Below are 17,988 nucleotides of genomic sequence, written 5' to 3' on the forward strand. Positions count from 1 at the left end.
TTATCATTCTATTTGAAATACCATTTATTAAATACTTTGTTACTTAAAAGTACTGTTTAAAATCATCAGGCTATTTATAATAGCCAAAAGATAAATAATCGATGAGGTTAGTGTGCAAATAACGCAAGGTATGGAATATTTTTTTTCCGGGTTTAAGTTAATTAGTCAAAAAGGACTAAAACGCTTTGTACTAATCCCCCTACTTATTAATATTTTATTATTTGGTAGCTCCTTATTCTTTTTATTTGGCTGGCTGAGTGATGGCTTTAATGCTGTAAATACCATGCTCCCAGAATGGTTAAGTTGGCTCGAATGGTTAATGTGGCCAATTGCTGTACTGGTGGTGCTGTTTAGTTACAGTATGTTATTTACCGTTATTACTAACTTTATCGCCGCACCTTTTAATGGCTTGCTAAGTGAAAAAGTTGAGCTGTATTTAACTGGTCAAAAAATTAACGACGATGGATTAGCTGATTTAGTCAAAGATGTGCCGCGAATGCTAGGCCGAGAATGGACTAAGCTTTGCTACTACCTCCCGCGCGCTATTGGCTTTTTTATTCTATTGTGGGTGTTACCGGTAATAGGCCAAGTGCTCTGGGTGCTTTTTACCTGCTGGATGTATGCGGTGCAATATAAAGATTATGCTTTTGATAACCACAAAGTTAGCTTCACTCAAATGAAAAATGACTTAAAAAGCAAACAAGGCTTATCTTACGGGTTTGGCTTTGCAGTGATGCTGCTAACCGCTATCCCATTTATAAATTTAATTGTGATGCCTGTGGCAGTGTGCGGCGCTACACGGTTATGGGTTGAGCATTACCGACCACAATATCGTAGTTAAAAAAAATGGGCCTGTTGGCCCATTTTTTATACTCGCTAATCAATTAACTATATAAGCTTTGTGGTACTTTAATTACGTTTAAGTGCACCGTTATCTCTTCACGATCATGGTACAAATGCTTAGCTTGTAATTCGTAGCTGATACCGAACTTCGCCATTTCTTCTCTAATCATTTTTAGACATTCATACACACTGTCAAAGCGTTTTTTCATCGGTAATTTTAGATTGAAAATAAGCTCTTTTGCATAGGCATTTACTGCCCAGTCAATCATCAGGTTGGTTACTTTCGTAGGTTTTTCTACCATATCGCAAACTAACCAAGTGATATTTCTTTTTTCTGGCCGATATTTAAAACCGTCTTCTCTAAAATGTTTTACTTGCCCTGTTTCCATTAAACTTTCATTCATTGGGCCATTATCTATCGCGCTAACAAACATACCACGGCGAACTAACTGATAAGTCCAGCCGCCTGGGCAAGCACCTAAATCAACGCTGCGCATCCCAGCCTGTACTCGCGACTCACGCTGCTGCTCAGAAATAAACACATTAAATGCCTCATCTAACTTAAGGGTTGAACGGCTTGGGCCATCGCTTGGCATACGTAAACGTAAAATACCCATAAAGAAAGGTGAGTTGTTATAACTGTAAGAGTAACCCACATACGCAGTATTATTAGCTAAAAACAGCACATGCATCACTGGACGATTTGCTTTTGGTTCACGTAATACGGTGTTTTGTTTCTCGAGTGCTTTTTTAAGCGGAGTTGATATTTTTTTACAAAAAGTCAGTAACTCTTTGCCCTCGTTGGTATCGGGTGTTTCTACTCGTAGTTCAGAGCATAAAGTAAAGTCTTTTGCGGCATCTACAATAGCGCCCACTCTATCCTCTAATGGCATATTTTCTATCAGGTTACCGGCAAACCATTGGCGTGCAAATACCATATTTTTAAAATCAACTTTTTTGATTATTTCGTCGCTGTGCTGCGCTTCAAAACATTCATAAATAACATAACCGGTATTTGGTTTTGCTTTTACATACCCAGCAAACCCTTGCTCGGCGGCGTGAAACGTTATTTCAGCAGCGGCATCGCTTTCAAAACCACTACGACAGTAAATCACAACACTAGACATATTAACCCTTAAACTCTTTAAAACTTAAATCGTGCAACTTGCACTAAAATAACTATCCAACCAATAATAAAACACAGTCCACCTAGTGGTGTAATTGGGCCCAGCCACTTTAAGCCGGTTAAAGCCAGTAAATATAAGCTGCCACTAAATAACAGTATACCCGCTATAAAAAAACCACCTGCCATGCTTAAGTTAATGCCCCACTTTATTAAGATTGCCACTGCAATCAGTGCCAGCCCATGTACCATTTGATACTCGGCGGCGGTTTTAAAAATACCAATAGCGTAATCTGATAAGCGACTTTTTAAACCATGGGCAGCAAATGCACCCAGTATCACTGAAAGCATACAAAAAAAGCTGCCTGCGAGTAAAAATAGTTTAATCATGTTTTTCCTCTTTTACATTCTCAATGGTGCTTTTGATAAAGTTAGCCGCCTGCATTGCTGAAACATTCAGGTTTTGTTGCTCGGTTATACCACTTTTTTTACGTGGTTTTAGTGAGTGGTCACCATCAGTTAACCATATATACTGCGGCTGTTTTGGCATTGCCATTGTGGCAAGCTCTTCACGGGTGCCAAAGGTGTCTCGTTCACCTTGTAGTACTAAAAAAGGACATGGTATGTCTGCAAAGTGATCTGTGCGGAGCTTTTCTGGCTTGCCCGGTGGATGAAACGGATAACCAAACGCAAGTACACCTAAAACAGCATGCGAGGTTGAGCAAGCAAGCATAGACGCCATGCGCCCGCCCATTGATTTACCCCCTATAAATAGCGGTAAATTTGCATCAGCTTGAGTAAGTATATGATCAAAATATGTAAGTAATTTTGGTGCTCGCTCTGGTGGGCGACGTTTATTGGTTTGTTTAGCAATTTGCATGTATTCAAAATCAAACAGCCCAACGTCAATACCATACTCACTGAGCTGTTTGGCCATGGTTTGCATAAACTCAGAATCACTGCCAGCCCCTGCACCATGCGCAAATATAAACTGTGCGATTGCAGGTTGCTGACTGCTTTTAACCCATTCAATGCTCATTAATATTCTTGCTCCTGTTCAACTAGGCTTAACATCCAATCTTTAAATGACACAATTTTACCTAATTCATTTTGCGACTCACGGATCACCAAATAATAGGCGTTTTTACTTTCTAAACTGTGATTAAACGGGATCACTAATCGACCTGCATCAATATCTGGTTTTGCTAAAACACTATTACCAATTGCAACACCTTGGCCATGTACCGCAGCTTGCAGCACCATAGATGAATGACTAAAAATAGGCCCTTGGTTAACTTGTACGTTGCGAACACCCGCGGTTTTCATCCACGTTTTCCAGTTTTTACGCGTGGTGTCATGCAACAACGTATGGTTTGCTAAATCACTTGGTTGATTAAGCGCTCTAGGGCCACTTAACAATAATGGGCTACACAGTGGCACTAAGTATTCAGTGTGCAATTTATAAGCTTGTACGCCACTCCAATGACCGCGACCATAATAAATTGAAATATCAACATCGTCTGTTAACGAGTTTTCGTCCTGATCTTGGGCTTTAATTCGCACATCAATTTCAGGGTGTAACTCGTTAAATAAGCTCAATCGAGGAATAAGCCATTGAATCGCAAAGCTCGGGGTTAAACTCACTGTTAGCGAGCCTTTTGCACCACGGGCTAGTAGCTTTTCGGTTGCGTCAATTAGCTGAGTAAAAATCTCTTTAATATCTAAAAAGTAGCCTTGACCTTCTTCGGTCAAAAGTAACGAGCGATTTTTACGCAAAAACAACTTTAACCCTAAGTGCTCTTCGAGGGTTTTAATTTGATGGCTTACCGCAGCCTGCGTCACATACAACTCTTCTGCGGCTTTAGTAAAGCTTAAATGACGGGCTGCAGCTTCAAAAGCTTTTAGCGCGTTTAATGGAGGAACTCGTCTTGACATGGCAACCAAGCTTAGAATTAGTTTTTCTTATGCGGTGAATTATATACCTATGCTGGGAAAGAGTATATTCAAGCCACAAAAAAAGCGACCGAAGTCGCTTTTTTATGAGTTAATCACTCTTTTATAAATCGCTAGCACTGGTATCAAGCGGAGCAAAGCTTTTGATTAAATCATCAACCGCTTTCATTTGCGATAAGTACCCTTCTAATTTACTCAGTGCTAATGCACAAGGGCCATCACATTTTGCTTCATTTGGATTTGGGTGTGCTTCAATAAATAAGCCTGCAATACCCAGTGCCATGCCACTACGAGCCAGTTCTGCTGCTTGAGCACGACGACCATCGGCAGAATCAGCTCGACCGCCAGGACGTTGTAGCGCATGAGTAGCGTCAAATATAACGGGCGCCATGGTTTTCATGTCATCCATGCCCAGCATATCAACCACTAGGTTGTTATAACCAAAGCTTGAACCACGTTCACACAAGGCCACATTATTATTGCCCGCTTCATTAAATTTAGTAATGATATGACGCATTTCATGTGGGGCTAAAAACTGTGGCTTTTTCACATTAATAATCGCGCCTGTTTTTGCCATTGCAACCACTAAGTCTGTTTGACGAGCCAAAAATGCCGGTAGCTGAATAACATCAACAACCTCAGCAACCGGTGCTGCTTGATGAGGTTCGTGCACATCGGTGATCAGCGGAATATTAAAGGTATTTTTAATCTCTTCAAATATCTTTAAGCCTTCTTCCATGCCCGGACCACGGTAAGAATTGATTGACGAGCGATTGGCTTTATCAAATGACGCCTTAAATACATAAGGAATATTTAATTTAGTGGTCACTTCAACATAATGCTCGGCAATACGCATCGCTAAATCACGAGATTCCAGCACATTCATGCCACCAAATAAAACGAAAGGTTTATCATTTGCCAGTTCTATTTGATTAATATTTATAACTTGGTTGTTCATTTTAATTCCTTATGGTGCAACTGCTTGCATCATTAATCCACAAATATACGCCATATATGTACCTACACCATAGCCTAGTACTGCTAATAAAACGCCTACCGGTGCCAGTGATGGATGAAACGCAGCGGCGACAACAGGAGCCGAGGCCGCGCCACCTACATTGGCCTGAGAGCCAACAGCCATGTAAAATAACGGCGCTTTAATTAGTTTAGCAACAATCAGCATTAAGCTGGCGTGAGTTAGCATCCAAATTGCACCAAGCACAAAATACATTGGTGAATCAAAAATCGCCATCACATTCATATGCAGGCCAATTGATGCTACTAAGATATATAAAAATGCTGATGCCACTTTAGACGAGCCAAAGGCTTCGATATGACGCACTCTAGTGAACGATAAACTAATGCCTATAGTGGTCGATATAACAATAAGCCAAAAGAACTTACTATTTAAACTGTATTCTTTTGCCCATGCATAGTTATTGGCAAAGAACGGTCCTAAAATATCAGCACAAAAATGTGCTAAACCAGTAATACCAAAGGCAATAGCAATAATCATCATGTAATCATTCAGCGTTGGCATACGGGCATGCTCTGCATGGTATTTTTCAACACGCTGTTTTAAATCTTCAATCGCAGTGGTATCGGCCCCCGCTTTGGCATCAATCGCTTTATGGTTAGCCGCCATTAATAATAATACTGCCATCCATAAATTAGCCACTATCACATCCACGGTGACCATGGCTGAGAAAATATCGCCACCCACTTCAAACATTTCTTTCATAGATGCTTGGTTTGCACCGCCACCAATCCAGCTACCTGCAATGGTTGTCATACCACGCCAAACAGCGTCAGGGCCATGTCCACCTACCGCTTCTGGATAAACAGCACTCATTATTAGAATAGCTAATGGGCCACCAATCACAATACCTGCGGTGCCGGTTAAAAACATAATTAATGCTTTAGGACCTAAATTAATAATCGCTTTTAAATCAATGCTAATGGTTAATAAAATTAAACACGCAGGTAATAAATACCGCGAGGCAACGTAATACACACTCGATTGCGAGCCATCAACAATACCAAAGGTATTTAACAATGACGGCAAAAAATAACACAGCAATAATGCCGGTACATATTTATAAAATGCCACAAGACCTGGGCGTTGACTATTTGAGGTTTTGAAAATAAACCCTAAAATAATCGCCAATAAACCAAGTACAACGGCATCATTGGTAATCAACGCAGTTTGGGGATCAGCCATAACGTTTCCTATTTTTATTTTTAATGGTGGGTTTTATGATTATCTTCAAGTTCTTCGATTTGATGTTGGATGACTTCAATAGCAGGGTCGTCGGGACATTCATCAACAAAAAATTGTAAATCATCTCGTGCCATTTTAGGGCAACCTAGCTGATTTAGTAAATAGCCTCTGTCGCGTCGCTCATAGGGATCATCCCCTAGCATTTCCATTAACAAATCAACGCAAGTTAACGCATGACCAAATTTGTTCTCACTAATAAAAGACCATTTTTGTTGCGCTAAAAATAATTTATATACTTCGTCTTCAAAAATAAGCTCAAGAGGCTCTTGCTCTTGTGCATTATCTTCGTTGGTATTTTCAGGAATGATATACCAGCTTTGTTGACCACTACTTGGCTCAACAATGTACCCTTCATCATCGCTCATTGCGACGTGAATGCCCACTTCGCCTTGAGTTATGCTTACACTAGCATCTAGTTTTGCATGCTGTAAAAAATGGCATAATAAAATAGCTAAGGTCGTGGGTGTACCACTGCGCATAGATAAGGTGTAGCTAATACTGTTTAGCTTGTACTCAGGTACTTTAAGGCTTGACGCACTAAATAACCACTGACTGTAAAAGCAATCAAGTAGTTGTTCTAAACGATCATGTGCATCGCGTGTTTGCGAACAAATAGTCTCTATTTGTTGCTCAAAAGCAGTCAATATTTCAAGACTTGGTGTTAAGTCTATTTGAGGGTCCCATTTAGCTTCTGCTTTAATACAACGATATATAGCCGGCGGCAAAAAATCATCGTAAGCATCTTCTATATAAGATTCATCGTGTTCATCAAACCCGAGGGTGGTCATTCATACTACAACATTCTAGAAAACGAACACGTAGTTTACCTAATTTTAAGGCTAGATACCAATAATCAGAAATGAATTAAAGAGGTAAGCTTTGCACCTTGGGTGCAAAGCTTAAACAAATATTGTTAATTATAACAATAGCGGGGCTTTAGCAGTTGCTAAAAAGCCAATAGCTAAGATAACCGCAGTGTTAAACACTAAAAAGATGACCTTAGGTAATGTCGAGGTTTGCTTAGCACTAATAATCCCAACAGCGATATAAACAACCACCAGCACAATTTTTTCTAATAACCAAAGTTGCTCTAATGGATTTATTTTAGCCATGGCCATTAAAGTAATAGCCGAGATGATTAGTAAAGTGTCTATACTGTGGCTACCAATAAAAACCACTTTATTTTTAGCAAGGCTACCACTGCCCATGCGAGAAAAAGAACGTACGTAAAATAAAATAATACTCACTAGCGCAATTACCATGTGCGTATGTTTTAATGCTAAATAATCCATGTGTATTGTTACTTCTGTTTAGTTATGTGTTTTATCAGGAAAGCGTAAAAGTACCGCCTCAAGTTCTTCAAGTCTATCATTGAATACATCAACAAGTTTAGGATCAAAATGCGTGCCTTTATTTGCATTGATCTCCGCAACCGCTTCTTCAAGCGTCCACGCACCTTTATAACAACGTTTATGGCGCAGTGCATCATAAACATCTGCCAATGCCACTATGCGAGCAAAAATATCGATACGCTCGCCTTTTAAGCCGCAAGGGTAACCAGACCCATCCCATTTTTCGTGATGTTGCTGTGCAATTAACGCCCCTGCACTGACTATTTTACGCGGTGAATCTTTTAAAATGGCGTAGCCTTTGCCTGCATGGGTTTTCATAACTTCCCACTCATCACTGTTTAATTTACCGGGTTTATTTAAAATAGCATCCGGAATACCTATTTTTCCCACATCATGTAAAGGCGATGCAAAACGAATTAAATTCGCTTGCTCTTCAGATAATCCATACCCTAATGCCAACTCATAACAAATATAAGCAACCCGCTTTACGTGATTACCCGTTTCACATGAGCGCTGTTCAACCGCTTCACTTAAACGATAAACAAGTTCTTGTTGGGTGGCTTCAACTTCAGTATGTAATTGTACATTTTCAAATGCCAACTGCACATTTTGAGAAAAAATTTCAATTAAATTTCGTTGCGTATCCGTCAGTTTAGATGGCACACCGGATACAAATAACATCGAATTATGATTAAACTTACTACTGCAGTAGGCAAACAAATAGTCATCTCTGTAAACAATTGCTTTGTTGGCTAGGGCTTCTTGGCACGCTAAGAGTTGATCTGCTGCTAATACTGTTTCTAGCTCTTCCCCTTCGCGCTTAGCAAAATCACCAGTGCCAGAGCAAACAATCAGTTTTTTATTTAATTCCTCTGACGGATTTTGCGCAACTAAGGTGGTGGCGTACATAGCTTCGTCGGCCACGTTAAGTAAGGACGTTAGCTGCTGCATCACCCCCTCAATAAAGTTATCCATTGAATGAGTGGCAAAAATATTGCGAGAGGCGGTAATTATTTTTTCTAGCCCCTCACGTGACTGCTCAATAGAAATAATATCTCGATACGAGCGAAGACTAGCCATCATCACGGTGAATAGTTTTTGTGCGGTGAGTTCTGTTTTTGATTTGTAGTCATTTATGTCGTAATTCACAATAACTTGGCGTTCAGGCGCTTGCCCCGGTTGCCCAGTACGTAAAATGATACGAATGTAATTATTTTTAACGGTATCGCGTATGTACTTCGCGACTTGCAAACCGGCGTCGTCTGTTTCCATTACAACATCAAGTAGGATGATGGCTGCATCAGGATGATCATCAATTAACTTTTTTGCCTCTGCACCTGAGTAAGCGCTAATAAATTCCAAACGTTTATCTTGGAATTTAAAGTCACTTAACGCTAAGCGGGTTACAGCATGAACCTCTGGCTCATCATCAACTATTAAAACTTTCCATGTCCCTTGCTCTTCACTTGCTACTTCAGGTGGTTGTTCATTTGAAAATAAAAAATCTTCCATCACATAGAATTCCTTAAACCATATGCAAACAAACAACGGAGCTATTTTAAATTATTTAGGGCCATTGTCCGAACGTTACGCGGTCGTTATTACCAAGATCTTTCACTGTGCTTACATTTATAAACGCCATTTGATTGAAAATATGACGAACAGCTGCACTTTGCTCAAATCCGTGTTCAATTAAAAGATAGCCACTTGCGTGTAAATAGTCACGTGATTGTGTAATTATTTGTTTAATATCAGCCATTCCTGCATCATCTGCAATTAATGCAGACAAAGGTTCAAAGCGTACGTCGCCTTGATATAAGTGTACATCGTCATGTTCTATATAGGGTGGATTGGTTACAATTAGATCAAATTTTTTGTTTTTTAACGCACTGAACCAGTTACTTTGCTCAACAGTGACATTATTTATCGCTAAACGTTGTTGGTTGCGCTTGGCCAACGCCACCGCGTCATCAATACGATCAACAGCCGTAATATCCCAAGTAGGCATTTCACTCCCTAGCGCCAGTGCTATTGCCCCGGTACCCGTACCTAAATCAAGTACTTTCGCGTTTTTAGGCACTTCGCATTCAAGCGCAAGCTCAACTAAGGTTTCTGTATCAGGTCGAGGGATGAGTGTTGTTGGGTTCACTTCAAGTTGCAAACTCCAAAATTCACGGCACCCGGTAATGTGCGAAACGGGTTCGCCTTGTAAGCGACGTTCACAAGCATGTTGAAATGCCTGATACTGCTGATCTGTGAGCTGTTTTTCAGGCCAAGTAAATAAATAACTTCGTGGTTTTTGTAAAATATTGAGCAGTAATACTTGTGCATCTAACTTTGCGCTATCACTACTTGATGCTAATAAATTAGCACCTGTAGCAATAGCGTTTTCAACAGTGGGGTTCACGATTAATCGTCGCCCATTGCTGCAAGTAAGTCGGCTTGATGCTCTTGCATTAGTGGCTCAACCACAGCGCCTAAGTCACCCGCTACCACTTCATTAAGACGATAAAGTGTTAGGTTAATACGGTGATCGGTAATACGACCTTGTGGATAATTGTAGGTACGAATACGCTCAGAACGATCACCGCTGCCCACTAAGTTACGACGCTCTGATGCTTCAGCAGCATGACGCTTTTCATCTTCAGCTTGCTGAAGGCGTGCAGCCAATACCGACATCGCTTTAGCACGGTTTTTATGCTGAGAGCGCTCATCTTGACACTCAACCACTACACCCGTAGGTAAATGGGTAATGCGAATGGCAGAGTCGGTTTTATTTACGTGCTGACCACCCGCGCCCGACGCTCTAAAAGTATCAACTTTAATATCGGCAGTATTGATTTCGATGGCTTCTGCTTCTGGTACTTCAGCCATAACAGCTACAGTACATGCTGAGGTATGTACACGGCCTTGAGACTCAGTTTCAGGAACACGTTGTACACGGTGAACGCCTGATTCAAATTTTAATTGTCCGTAAACACCTTCACCGCTGATGTTAGCAATTACTTCTTTGTAACCACCGTGCTCACCTTCGTTGGTGGTAACAACCTCTACTTTCCATTTTTTTGTTTCTGCGTAACGGCTATACATTCTGAATAAGTCGCCAGCAAAAATAGCAGCTTCATCGCCCCCTGTTCCTGCACGAACCTCTAAAAATACATTGTTGTTGTCTCTCGGATCTTTAGGGAGCATCAGAACTTGAATGTCATCTTCTAAAGTCGAAATCTGTGCTTTTGCTTCTTTGTATTCTTCTTGTGCCATTTCACGCATTTCAGGGTCTGAATCTTTAAGCATTTCTTCAGCACTGCTCAAATCCTCTTGTGCTTGCTGGTACGCTAAAAATGTTTTTACCACTTCTTCAAGCTCAGAGTATTCTTTTGAAAGAGTACGAAAGCGGTTTTGATCACTAATGACCGATGGGTCACTTAGTAGCGCTTGTACTTCTTCATAGCGCTCAACTAAGGTTTCTAATTTACGATAAACGGACTCTTTCATTTAACTGTTATTCCTGATCTATACCTAACATTTTTTTCAATTGATTTAACTGAGCCACTTCACCTTTTTTCGCTGCATCTTGGATGGCACGGGTAGGCGCGTGCATTAAGCGATTGGTTAATTTATTGGCTAGCTCTAAAATTACTTTTTCTGCATTTTTACCTGTATTTAGCTGGCTTAGGGCCCTATCTACAAGTTCTGCTTTTGTAGTTTGTACATCATTACGGTAGTGGCGAATTAAATCCACTGAATCAAGTGAACGCAGCCACATAAAAAACTCTTTGGTGCGCTCACTAATAATAATTTGTGCTTGTTCTGCCGCTTGCTCACGAGCAGCCATGTTTTCGCTAACAATGGCTTGTAAGTCATCAACAGAATATAAATAAGCGTCGTCAAGCTCTCCGACTTGGCTTTCAATATCGCGTGGTACAGCAATATCTATAAATAGCATAGGCTTATAACGACGTTGTTTCAGTGCTTGTTCCACCACCCCTTTACCAATAATAGGTAAAGTACTGGCAGTGGAGCTAATCACAATATCAGCTTGGTGTAATCGTTCTGGTAATTGTGCCAAGGCAATAACATCTGCTGACACTTCATCCGCTAAGCCGCGAGCGCGTTCTATTGTTCTATTAGCTACCGTTATTTTTTGTGGCTCATTTTGGTATAAATGTTTTGCTACCAGCTCAATGGTTTCACCAGCACCAATTAATAGCACCTTGGTTTTGTCTAATTTGCCATAAATATGCTTTGCAAGATTAACCGCAGCAAACGCAACCGAGACTGCACTCGCACCAATGTTAGTTTCGGTGCGTACTTCTTTTGCCACCGAAAAGGTTTTTTGAAACAAACGATCAAACGTAACGCCCACCGCATCATGGGTTTTGGCACTATTATAGGCTTGTTTTATTTGCCCTAAAATTTGTGGTTCGCCTAACACCAGCGAGTCAAGCCCACAGGCTACACGCATCAAATGATTTATTGCAGCGCTGTCTTCATGACAGTAGATATTTTTACTCAGTTCATGTTCATCTAAACCATGGAAACTGGCCAACCATTGCAACAATGTTTGGGAATTTTGCTGTGCAAGGCTACAATACACCTCAGTGCGATTACAGGTAGAGACAATAACCGCTTCATTAAAGTCGGCATGGCCACTTAATTGTTGTAGCGCCTCTGAAATTTGCTCAGGCGAAAAGGCCACTTTTTCTCGTAATTCTACGGATGCGGTTTTGTGATTAATACCAAGTGCTATTATGGTCATATCTGCCAAATATTGCTGAGCCCTACTACATAGGCGGCAATTTTATCAAAAATCTCAGGAATATGGAAAGTAAGGAACAACATTTGACTCGACAATATTTGATTTTAACACTGCTATTTGTATTTTTAACCGGCTGCGCAAGTAAAAACAATTACAAAACAGAGCCTTACGAAGACTGGAAGTTACGTCTTAGTACACAAAAAACTTGGCAAGTAGACGGTAAACTTGCGTTTATTAGCCCAGATGAGCGCCAATCTGCCAACTTAAATTGGCAACAAACACAAAATAGTAATTATTTAGTGTTAACCACGTTTATTGGCACACGGATTTTATCGCTTAAACAAACCGCAGTCGGCGCCGAATTAATCTTTGATGACCAACCGTATTTTGATAGTAACGCCAGTGCACTTTTACAACGTTTAACGGGGTTTACTTTACCGGTTAATAACGCAGGCCCATGGTTAAAAGCTACCATTGACGATCACACCTTAGAAATTGATCAATTAGGGCGTGCTAAAAGCGTGTTATGGTTTGATGATAATGGTAAAAAGTGGCAAATAAGTTACACAAGTTACGTCCAAAAATACGGTTTTTGGTTACCGAATGCTTTAACCTTAACCCATGAAAAGATTAAAATTAAAATCAAACTCTATGACTGGCAGTTTAACTAACTATGTATACTCACTCTGAATTTTCGCTGATTGCCCCAGCTAAGCTTAATTTATTTTTACACATTAATGGCCGCCGTGATGATGGTTACCATGAATTAGAAACTTTATTTACGTTTTTAAATTATGGTGACGAGCTCCATTTTAAACTAAGCACGGATACTCTTATAAGTATTAGCGGCGACACCAATGGCATTGCGCTAACCGACAATTTGATTTACAAAGCGGCGTTATTATTACAAACCCACTGTAAAGTGGATATGGGTGCAAAAATAAATTTAACTAAACGCTTACCCATGGGGGGAGGTGTTGGAGGCGGTTCATCCGATGCTGCATCAACGCTTTTAGCTCTTAATACGCTTTGGAATACAGCCCTATCTTTAGATGAACTGGCTGATTTAGGCCTGAAACTCGGTGCTGATGTGCCTGTATTCATTAAAGGTAAAAGTGCCATAGCACATGGCATTGGCGAGCAATTAGAGTACCTAGAACTGCCGCCAAAGTGGTATTGTGTTGTCTTCCCAAATCAACATGTCAGCACAGCACAAATATTTACTCACCCTGATTTAAAACGTGATACACCAAAACTTTCTGGCGACTGGCAACAGCAAATTTTAACCAACGATTGTGAGCCTTTAGTGAAAAAGCTGTGCCCCGAGGTTGAAAAAACCCTGCAGTGGTTGCTAAAATACGCTCCATCAAAGATGACCGGAACAGGTTCATGTTGTTTTGTTGAATTTGCTAGCCAAGTTCAAGCACAAGATGTACTTGCTAACCTCCCCCATACTTGGCAGGGTTTTATCGCATCCAGCGTTAGTACCTCTCCTGCTCATACGGAGTTAGCCGCCATCATTGATAAATGAAGTAACGTACAAGTAATCATAAGTTAACCTACTTTGTTCACTCAATGTAAGTTAGTCCAAAAATTCAGTGCCTGAGGAACCCTACCGTGCCTGACATGAAGCTCTTCGCTGGTAACGCAACACCTGACCTAGCTCAAAAAGTTGCAAAACGTTTATATATTGAATTAGGCGATGCTGTTGTTGGCCGTTTTAGTGACGGTGAGATCAGTGTTCAAATTAATGAAAATGTTCGTGGCTCGGATGTTTTTATCTTGCAATCAACCTGTGCCCCTACTAACGATAACCTGATGGAACTTATCGTTATGGTTGATGCGTTACGCCGTGCATCGGCCGGTCGTATCACTGCTGTTATCCCTTATTTTGGTTATGCTCGTCAAGATCGTCGCGTACGCTCTGCCCGTGTACCAATTACAGCTAAAGTGGTTGCGGATTTCTTATCAAGTGTAGGTGTTGACCGCGTTCTTACGGTTGATTTACACGCTGAGCAAATCCAAGGCTTCTTTGATGTACCAGTGGATAACGTATTTGGTAGCCCTGTATTATTAGAAGATATGAAAAACCGCGACTTTGATGACGTGGTTGTTGTATCACCTGATATTGGTGGCGTGGTGCGTGCCCGTGCAATTGCAAAACTATTAAACGATACCGACTTAGCAATTATCGATAAACGTCGCCCTCAAGCTAACGTTTCTCAAGTAATGCACATTATTGGTGACGTTGAAGGCCGCGATTGTATTATTGTTGATGACATGATTGATACCGGTGGTACATTGTGTAAAGCCGCTGAAGCCCTTAAAGAGCATGGTGCTAAACGTGTATTTGCTTACGCTACTCACCCTATTCTTTCTGGTACAGCTGCAGAAAACTTACGTAACTCTGTAATTGACGAAGTGATTGTAACTGACTCAATTCCACTGTCTGACGAACTAAAAGCCCTTGATATTGTTAAAGTATTAACGCTTGCAGATATGTTAGCAGAGACTATTCGTCGCATTAGCAACGAAGAATCTATCTCGGCAATGTTTGAACACTAAAGTTAAACATTAATGAGTATAAAAGCGCCTTTTGGCGCTTTTTTTGTAAGCGATGTTTATTTTATAAACCCGCAGTGGTATGATAGCGCGCCTTTTGGCTAGGGACCTTGGTCGCAAAGGCCCTAACACTTTTAATTATTGGAGACATCATGTCTAACACAACTTATACTTATGACGCTGAACTTCGCGTAGAAACTGGTACTGGTGCGAGCCGCCGCCTACGTCGCGAAGACAAAGTGCCGGCAATCCTTTATGGAGCTGATAAAGAAGCGGTATCGCTTACTTTTGCTCATAAAGATATGATCAAAGCACAAGAAGACGAAGGCTTTTACACTCACATCCTTACATTAAATGTAGGTGGCGAGAAAGTTGAAGCAATCTTAAAAGATATCCAACGTCACCCTTTCAAGCCTAAGCTTACTCACCTTGATTTCCAACGTGTAGACGCAACTCATAAACTAGTAACTAAGGTTCCTTTACACTTCATCGGTGAAGAGAAAGTAACTAAGTTAGGTGCAACTGTTGTTCACCAGTTAACTGAAGTTGAGATTTCTTGTCTTCCTAAGTCACTTCCAGAATTCATCGAAGTAGACGTATCTGATCTTGTTGCTGGTGATTCAATCCACCTTACAGATCTTGCGTTCCCTAAAGGTGTTCAATCTGTTGAGCTTGGTAAAGGCGAAGGCCACGATCAGTCTATCGTTACTATCAAAGCTAACAAAGCAGCTCCAACTGAAGACGACGCTTCAGACGCTGCAGAATAATATTTAAGGTCTCGCACCTTGAATTCTATTCAAATGCTTGTGGGCCTGGCTAATCCAGGCCCCGAATACGCAAATACACGCCACAACGCAGGTGCTTGGTTCATTCAAGAACTCGCTGCACGCTACAACTGCACGCTAAAACACGACCCTAAATATCACGGCCTTACTGGTAAAGTGATTATTCAAGGCAAAGAATTCAAATTACTGATCCCCACCACTTACATGAACTTAAGTGGCAAAGCGGTGAGTAGTTTAGCCAATTTTTTTAAAATCCCCGTGGAAGACATACTTGTTGCCCATGATGAATTGGATTTAGACCCGGGCGTTGCTAAATTAAAAAAAGGCGGCGGACATGGCGGTCATAATGGCTTAAAAGACATTATTGCAAAAATGGCAAATCAAAAAGACTTTATGCGCTTACGCATAGGTGTAGGTCATCCAGGACATCGCGAAATGGTCACCGGTTGGGTGCTTGGTAAAGCAGCCAAGGACGATCAAGAAAAAATGGATGCCGCAGTTGATGAAGCAGTTCGTTGTATGGAAATACTTGCTAAAGACGGTGTGTTAAAAGCACAAAACAGACTACATTCGTTTAAACCCTAATTTTTGGGTATACGTACGCACGTATTAAACGAATCTAAACAAGGTATCTTACTATGGGTTTTAAATGTGGCATCGTTGGCTTGCCTAATGTTGGTAAATCAACACTTTTCAATGCATTGACTAAAGCGGGTATTGAAGCCGCTAACTTTCCTTTTTGTACCATTGAACCTAATACAGGTGTGGTACCGGTGCCAGATCCTCGCCTAGACGAACTTGCTAAAATTGTTAACCCGCAACGTATTATTACAACTAGTATGGAATTTGTGGATATTGCAGGTTTAGTTAAAGGTGCATCGAAAGGTGAAGGCCTAGGCAATCAGTTTTTAGCAAATATTCGTGAAACAGATGCGATTGGCCATGTAGTTCGTTGTTTTGAAGATGAAAACGTTATTCACGTTGCTGGTACTATCGACCCTGCGGACGATATTGACGTGATCAACACCGAGCTAGTACTTGCTGATATGGACAGTGCTGATAAAGCAATATTCCGTAATGCGAAAAAAGCAAAAGGTGGCGATAAAGACGCAAAAGAGCAAAATGCGGTACTTGAAAAAGTAAAAGTGCATCTTGATGAAGGCTTAACTTTACGTTCTTTAGCGCTAACAAAAGAAGAAAAAGCAGCCATTGCGCCTATTAACTTCTTAACTATCAAGCCAACTATGTATATTGCTAACGTGGCTGAAGACGGATTTGAAAATAACCCACTACTTGATCGTGTCCGTGAAATAGCGGCTGCTGAGGATGCGGTTGTTGTGCCTGTGTGTGCAGCTATCGAATCTGAGCTATCTGAGCTTGACGAAGAAGACAAATTAGAGTTTATGGCTGACCTAGGTCTTGAAGAGCCAGGACTTAACCTTGTTATTCGTGGTGGCTATGAGCTACTACATTTGCAAACTTACTTTACTGCGGGTGTAAAAGAAGTACGTGCATGGACTATCCCAGTAGGTGCAACAGCGCCACAAGCAGCTGGTAAAATTCATACCGACTTTGAACGTGGCTTTATCCGCGCACAAACAATTGCTTTTGATGACTTTATTGCATTTAAAGGTGAAAGCGGTGCAAAAGAAGCAGGTAAAATGCGCCAAGAAGGTAAAGAGTACATCGTTAAAGATGGCGATGTAATGAACTTCTTGTTCAACGTATAATTAAACATTGCACCACGTTAAGTGGCTCATTGTTTTTTAAAGGCTCGTTTTTACGAGCCTTTTTATTTTTCAGCCGAATAAAAGTAATAATTAGTCTACCCTTACTATAGGCTTAGAATTGTAAGGCAAAGCCAAAATTACAATACAAAGCTCACAAAGAGTGTTAAAAAAGCAACGTTTTAATTAAAAAGTAGCCGGTTAGCCTATTTTTCCTGCAAACAAACCAACTTAAGTGTTTTTTTGCAAAAAAGGTGTTGACGAATTTGGGGCATATCAGCATAATACGCCCCGCACTCAGCGATGAAGTGTTAACAAAAAAGATGGCTAAGTAGCTCAGCTGGTTAGAGCACATCACTCATAATGATGGGGTCACAGGTTCAAATCCCGTCTTAGCCACCATTTACTTTTTGTTGCTCAATGAAGAGTTTAAAATAACTACCATTTCTTTGATTTATTCAAAGTGATAATACGGGAGTTGAGGAATTAGCAGTTGTCTTGAATTAGACGCTGGATTTAGGTTCTAAAACATTGTTACCTGTATACTCGATGCGGGAGTGGCGGAATTGGTAGACGCGCTGGATTTAGGTTCCAGTATCTTAG

The 17,988-nt window shown here is 40.7% G+C and carries 19 protein-coding genes and 1 tRNA gene; 8 read left to right on the forward strand and 12 right to left on the reverse strand.

Annotated elements, in window-relative coordinates:
- The first annotated feature begins 112 nt into the window (after positions 1–112).
- Positions 113–841, forward strand: coding sequence for a sulfate transporter CysZ (gene cysZ, locus QMA00_RS05125; protein WP_054202478.1), 729 nt, complete (start codon positions 113–115; stop codon positions 839–841).
- Between the two features lie 43 nt (positions 842–884).
- On the opposite strand, the gene rlmM is transcribed toward cysZ, so the two are convergent.
- From rlmM to hemA, 12 genes are all read right to left on the reverse strand, one after another.
- Positions 885–1,970 carry a 23S rRNA (cytidine(2498)-2'-O)-methyltransferase RlmM gene (gene rlmM / locus QMA00_RS05130; protein ID WP_290156275.1) on the reverse strand — a complete coding sequence of 362 codons (1,086 nt, stop codon included), beginning with the start codon at positions 1,968–1,970 and terminating at the stop codon, positions 885–887.
- 17 nt (positions 1,971–1,987) lie between these two features.
- Complete coding sequence (locus QMA00_RS05135) at positions 1,988–2,356, reverse strand: DUF423 domain-containing protein (RefSeq protein WP_076922153.1); 369 nt, start codon at positions 2,354–2,356, stop codon at positions 1,988–1,990.
- The gene (locus tag QMA00_RS05140) at positions 2,349–3,005 is read right to left on the reverse strand and encodes an alpha/beta family hydrolase (protein WP_076922156.1); all 657 of its coding nucleotides are present in this window, start codon (positions 3,003–3,005) and stop codon (positions 2,349–2,351) included. The genes QMA00_RS05135 and QMA00_RS05140 overlap by 8 nt, the downstream gene beginning before the upstream one ends.
- Positions 3,005–3,901, reverse strand: a complete 897-nt coding sequence (locus tag QMA00_RS05145; protein ID WP_008115185.1) for a transcriptional regulator GcvA — start codon at positions 3,899–3,901, stop codon at positions 3,005–3,007. The genes QMA00_RS05140 and QMA00_RS05145 overlap by 1 nt, the downstream gene beginning before the upstream one ends.
- A gap of 121 nt (positions 3,902–4,022) precedes the next feature.
- On the reverse strand, positions 4,023–4,877 hold the full coding sequence (gene kdsA / locus QMA00_RS05150; RefSeq protein ID WP_054202475.1) for a 3-deoxy-8-phosphooctulonate synthase: 855 nt from the start codon (positions 4,875–4,877) through the stop codon (positions 4,023–4,025).
- 9 nt (positions 4,878–4,886) lie between these two features.
- Positions 4,887–6,140 carry a DUF819 family protein gene (locus QMA00_RS05155; RefSeq protein ID WP_175610045.1) on the reverse strand — a complete coding sequence of 418 codons (1,254 nt, stop codon included), beginning with the start codon at positions 6,138–6,140 and terminating at the stop codon, positions 4,887–4,889.
- 20 nt (positions 6,141–6,160) lie between these two features.
- Positions 6,161–6,988, reverse strand: a complete 828-nt coding sequence (locus tag QMA00_RS05160) for a tetratricopeptide repeat protein (RefSeq protein WP_010388352.1) — start codon at positions 6,986–6,988, stop codon at positions 6,161–6,163.
- A gap of 129 nt (positions 6,989–7,117) precedes the next feature.
- Positions 7,118–7,492 (reverse strand): SirB2 family protein, encoded by a 375-nt coding sequence (locus tag QMA00_RS05165; RefSeq protein ID WP_076922157.1) that lies wholly within the window; start codon positions 7,490–7,492, stop codon positions 7,118–7,120.
- A gap of 18 nt (positions 7,493–7,510) precedes the next feature.
- Positions 7,511–9,064 carry a DUF3369 domain-containing protein gene (locus QMA00_RS05170; protein WP_076922158.1) on the reverse strand — a complete coding sequence of 518 codons (1,554 nt, stop codon included), beginning with the start codon at positions 9,062–9,064 and terminating at the stop codon, positions 7,511–7,513.
- Positions 9,065–9,119: 55 nt separating this feature from the next.
- A complete protein-coding gene (gene prmC / locus QMA00_RS05175; RefSeq protein WP_076922159.1) occupies positions 9,120–9,959 on the reverse strand; it encodes a peptide chain release factor N(5)-glutamine methyltransferase in 840 nt (279 codons plus the stop codon).
- A 2-nt stretch (positions 9,960–9,961) separates the two neighbouring features.
- The gene (prfA, locus tag QMA00_RS05180; protein WP_010388346.1) at positions 9,962–11,047 is read right to left on the reverse strand and encodes a peptide chain release factor 1; all 1,086 of its coding nucleotides are present in this window, start codon (positions 11,045–11,047) and stop codon (positions 9,962–9,964) included.
- A 7-nt stretch (positions 11,048–11,054) separates the two neighbouring features.
- On the reverse strand, positions 11,055–12,311 hold the full coding sequence (gene hemA / locus QMA00_RS05185; RefSeq protein ID WP_171036812.1) for a glutamyl-tRNA reductase: 1,257 nt from the start codon (positions 12,309–12,311) through the stop codon (positions 11,055–11,057).
- 83 nt (positions 12,312–12,394) lie between these two features.
- Between hemA and lolB the strand changes: the two genes are divergently transcribed.
- The 7 genes from lolB to QMA00_RS05220 all read left to right on the forward strand — a co-directional run bounded on the left by lolB (position 12,395) and on the right by QMA00_RS05220 (position 17,787).
- Entirely contained in the window at positions 12,395–12,982 is a 588-nt protein-coding gene (gene lolB, locus QMA00_RS05190) for a lipoprotein insertase outer membrane protein LolB (protein ID WP_290156283.1), read from the forward strand.
- Between the two features lie 2 nt (positions 12,983–12,984).
- On the forward strand, positions 12,985–13,842 hold the full coding sequence (gene ispE, locus QMA00_RS05195) for a 4-(cytidine 5'-diphospho)-2-C-methyl-D-erythritol kinase (protein WP_013465330.1): 858 nt from the start codon (positions 12,985–12,987) through the stop codon (positions 13,840–13,842).
- A gap of 86 nt (positions 13,843–13,928) precedes the next feature.
- Positions 13,929–14,876 (forward strand): ribose-phosphate pyrophosphokinase, encoded by a 948-nt coding sequence (locus QMA00_RS05200; RefSeq protein WP_008115168.1) that lies wholly within the window; start codon positions 13,929–13,931, stop codon positions 14,874–14,876.
- A 149-nt stretch (positions 14,877–15,025) separates the two neighbouring features.
- Positions 15,026–15,640 (forward strand): 50S ribosomal protein L25/general stress protein Ctc, encoded by a 615-nt coding sequence (locus QMA00_RS05205; protein ID WP_013465331.1) that lies wholly within the window; start codon positions 15,026–15,028, stop codon positions 15,638–15,640.
- A gap of 18 nt (positions 15,641–15,658) precedes the next feature.
- Positions 15,659–16,243, forward strand: coding sequence for an aminoacyl-tRNA hydrolase (gene pth, locus QMA00_RS05210; RefSeq protein WP_008467968.1), 585 nt, complete (start codon positions 15,659–15,661; stop codon positions 16,241–16,243).
- A 53-nt stretch (positions 16,244–16,296) separates the two neighbouring features.
- On the forward strand, positions 16,297–17,388 hold the full coding sequence (gene ychF / locus QMA00_RS05215; RefSeq protein ID WP_036982063.1) for a redox-regulated ATPase YchF: 1,092 nt from the start codon (positions 16,297–16,299) through the stop codon (positions 17,386–17,388).
- A gap of 322 nt (positions 17,389–17,710) precedes the next feature.
- Positions 17,711–17,787 (forward strand) — tRNA-Met (locus QMA00_RS05220).
- Positions 17,788–17,988: the final 201 nt, after the last annotated feature.

This window comes from Pseudoalteromonas sp. APC 3694 (assembly GCF_030407565.1).
Classification (GTDB): domain Bacteria; phylum Pseudomonadota; class Gammaproteobacteria; order Enterobacterales; family Alteromonadaceae; genus Pseudoalteromonas; species Pseudoalteromonas tetraodonis.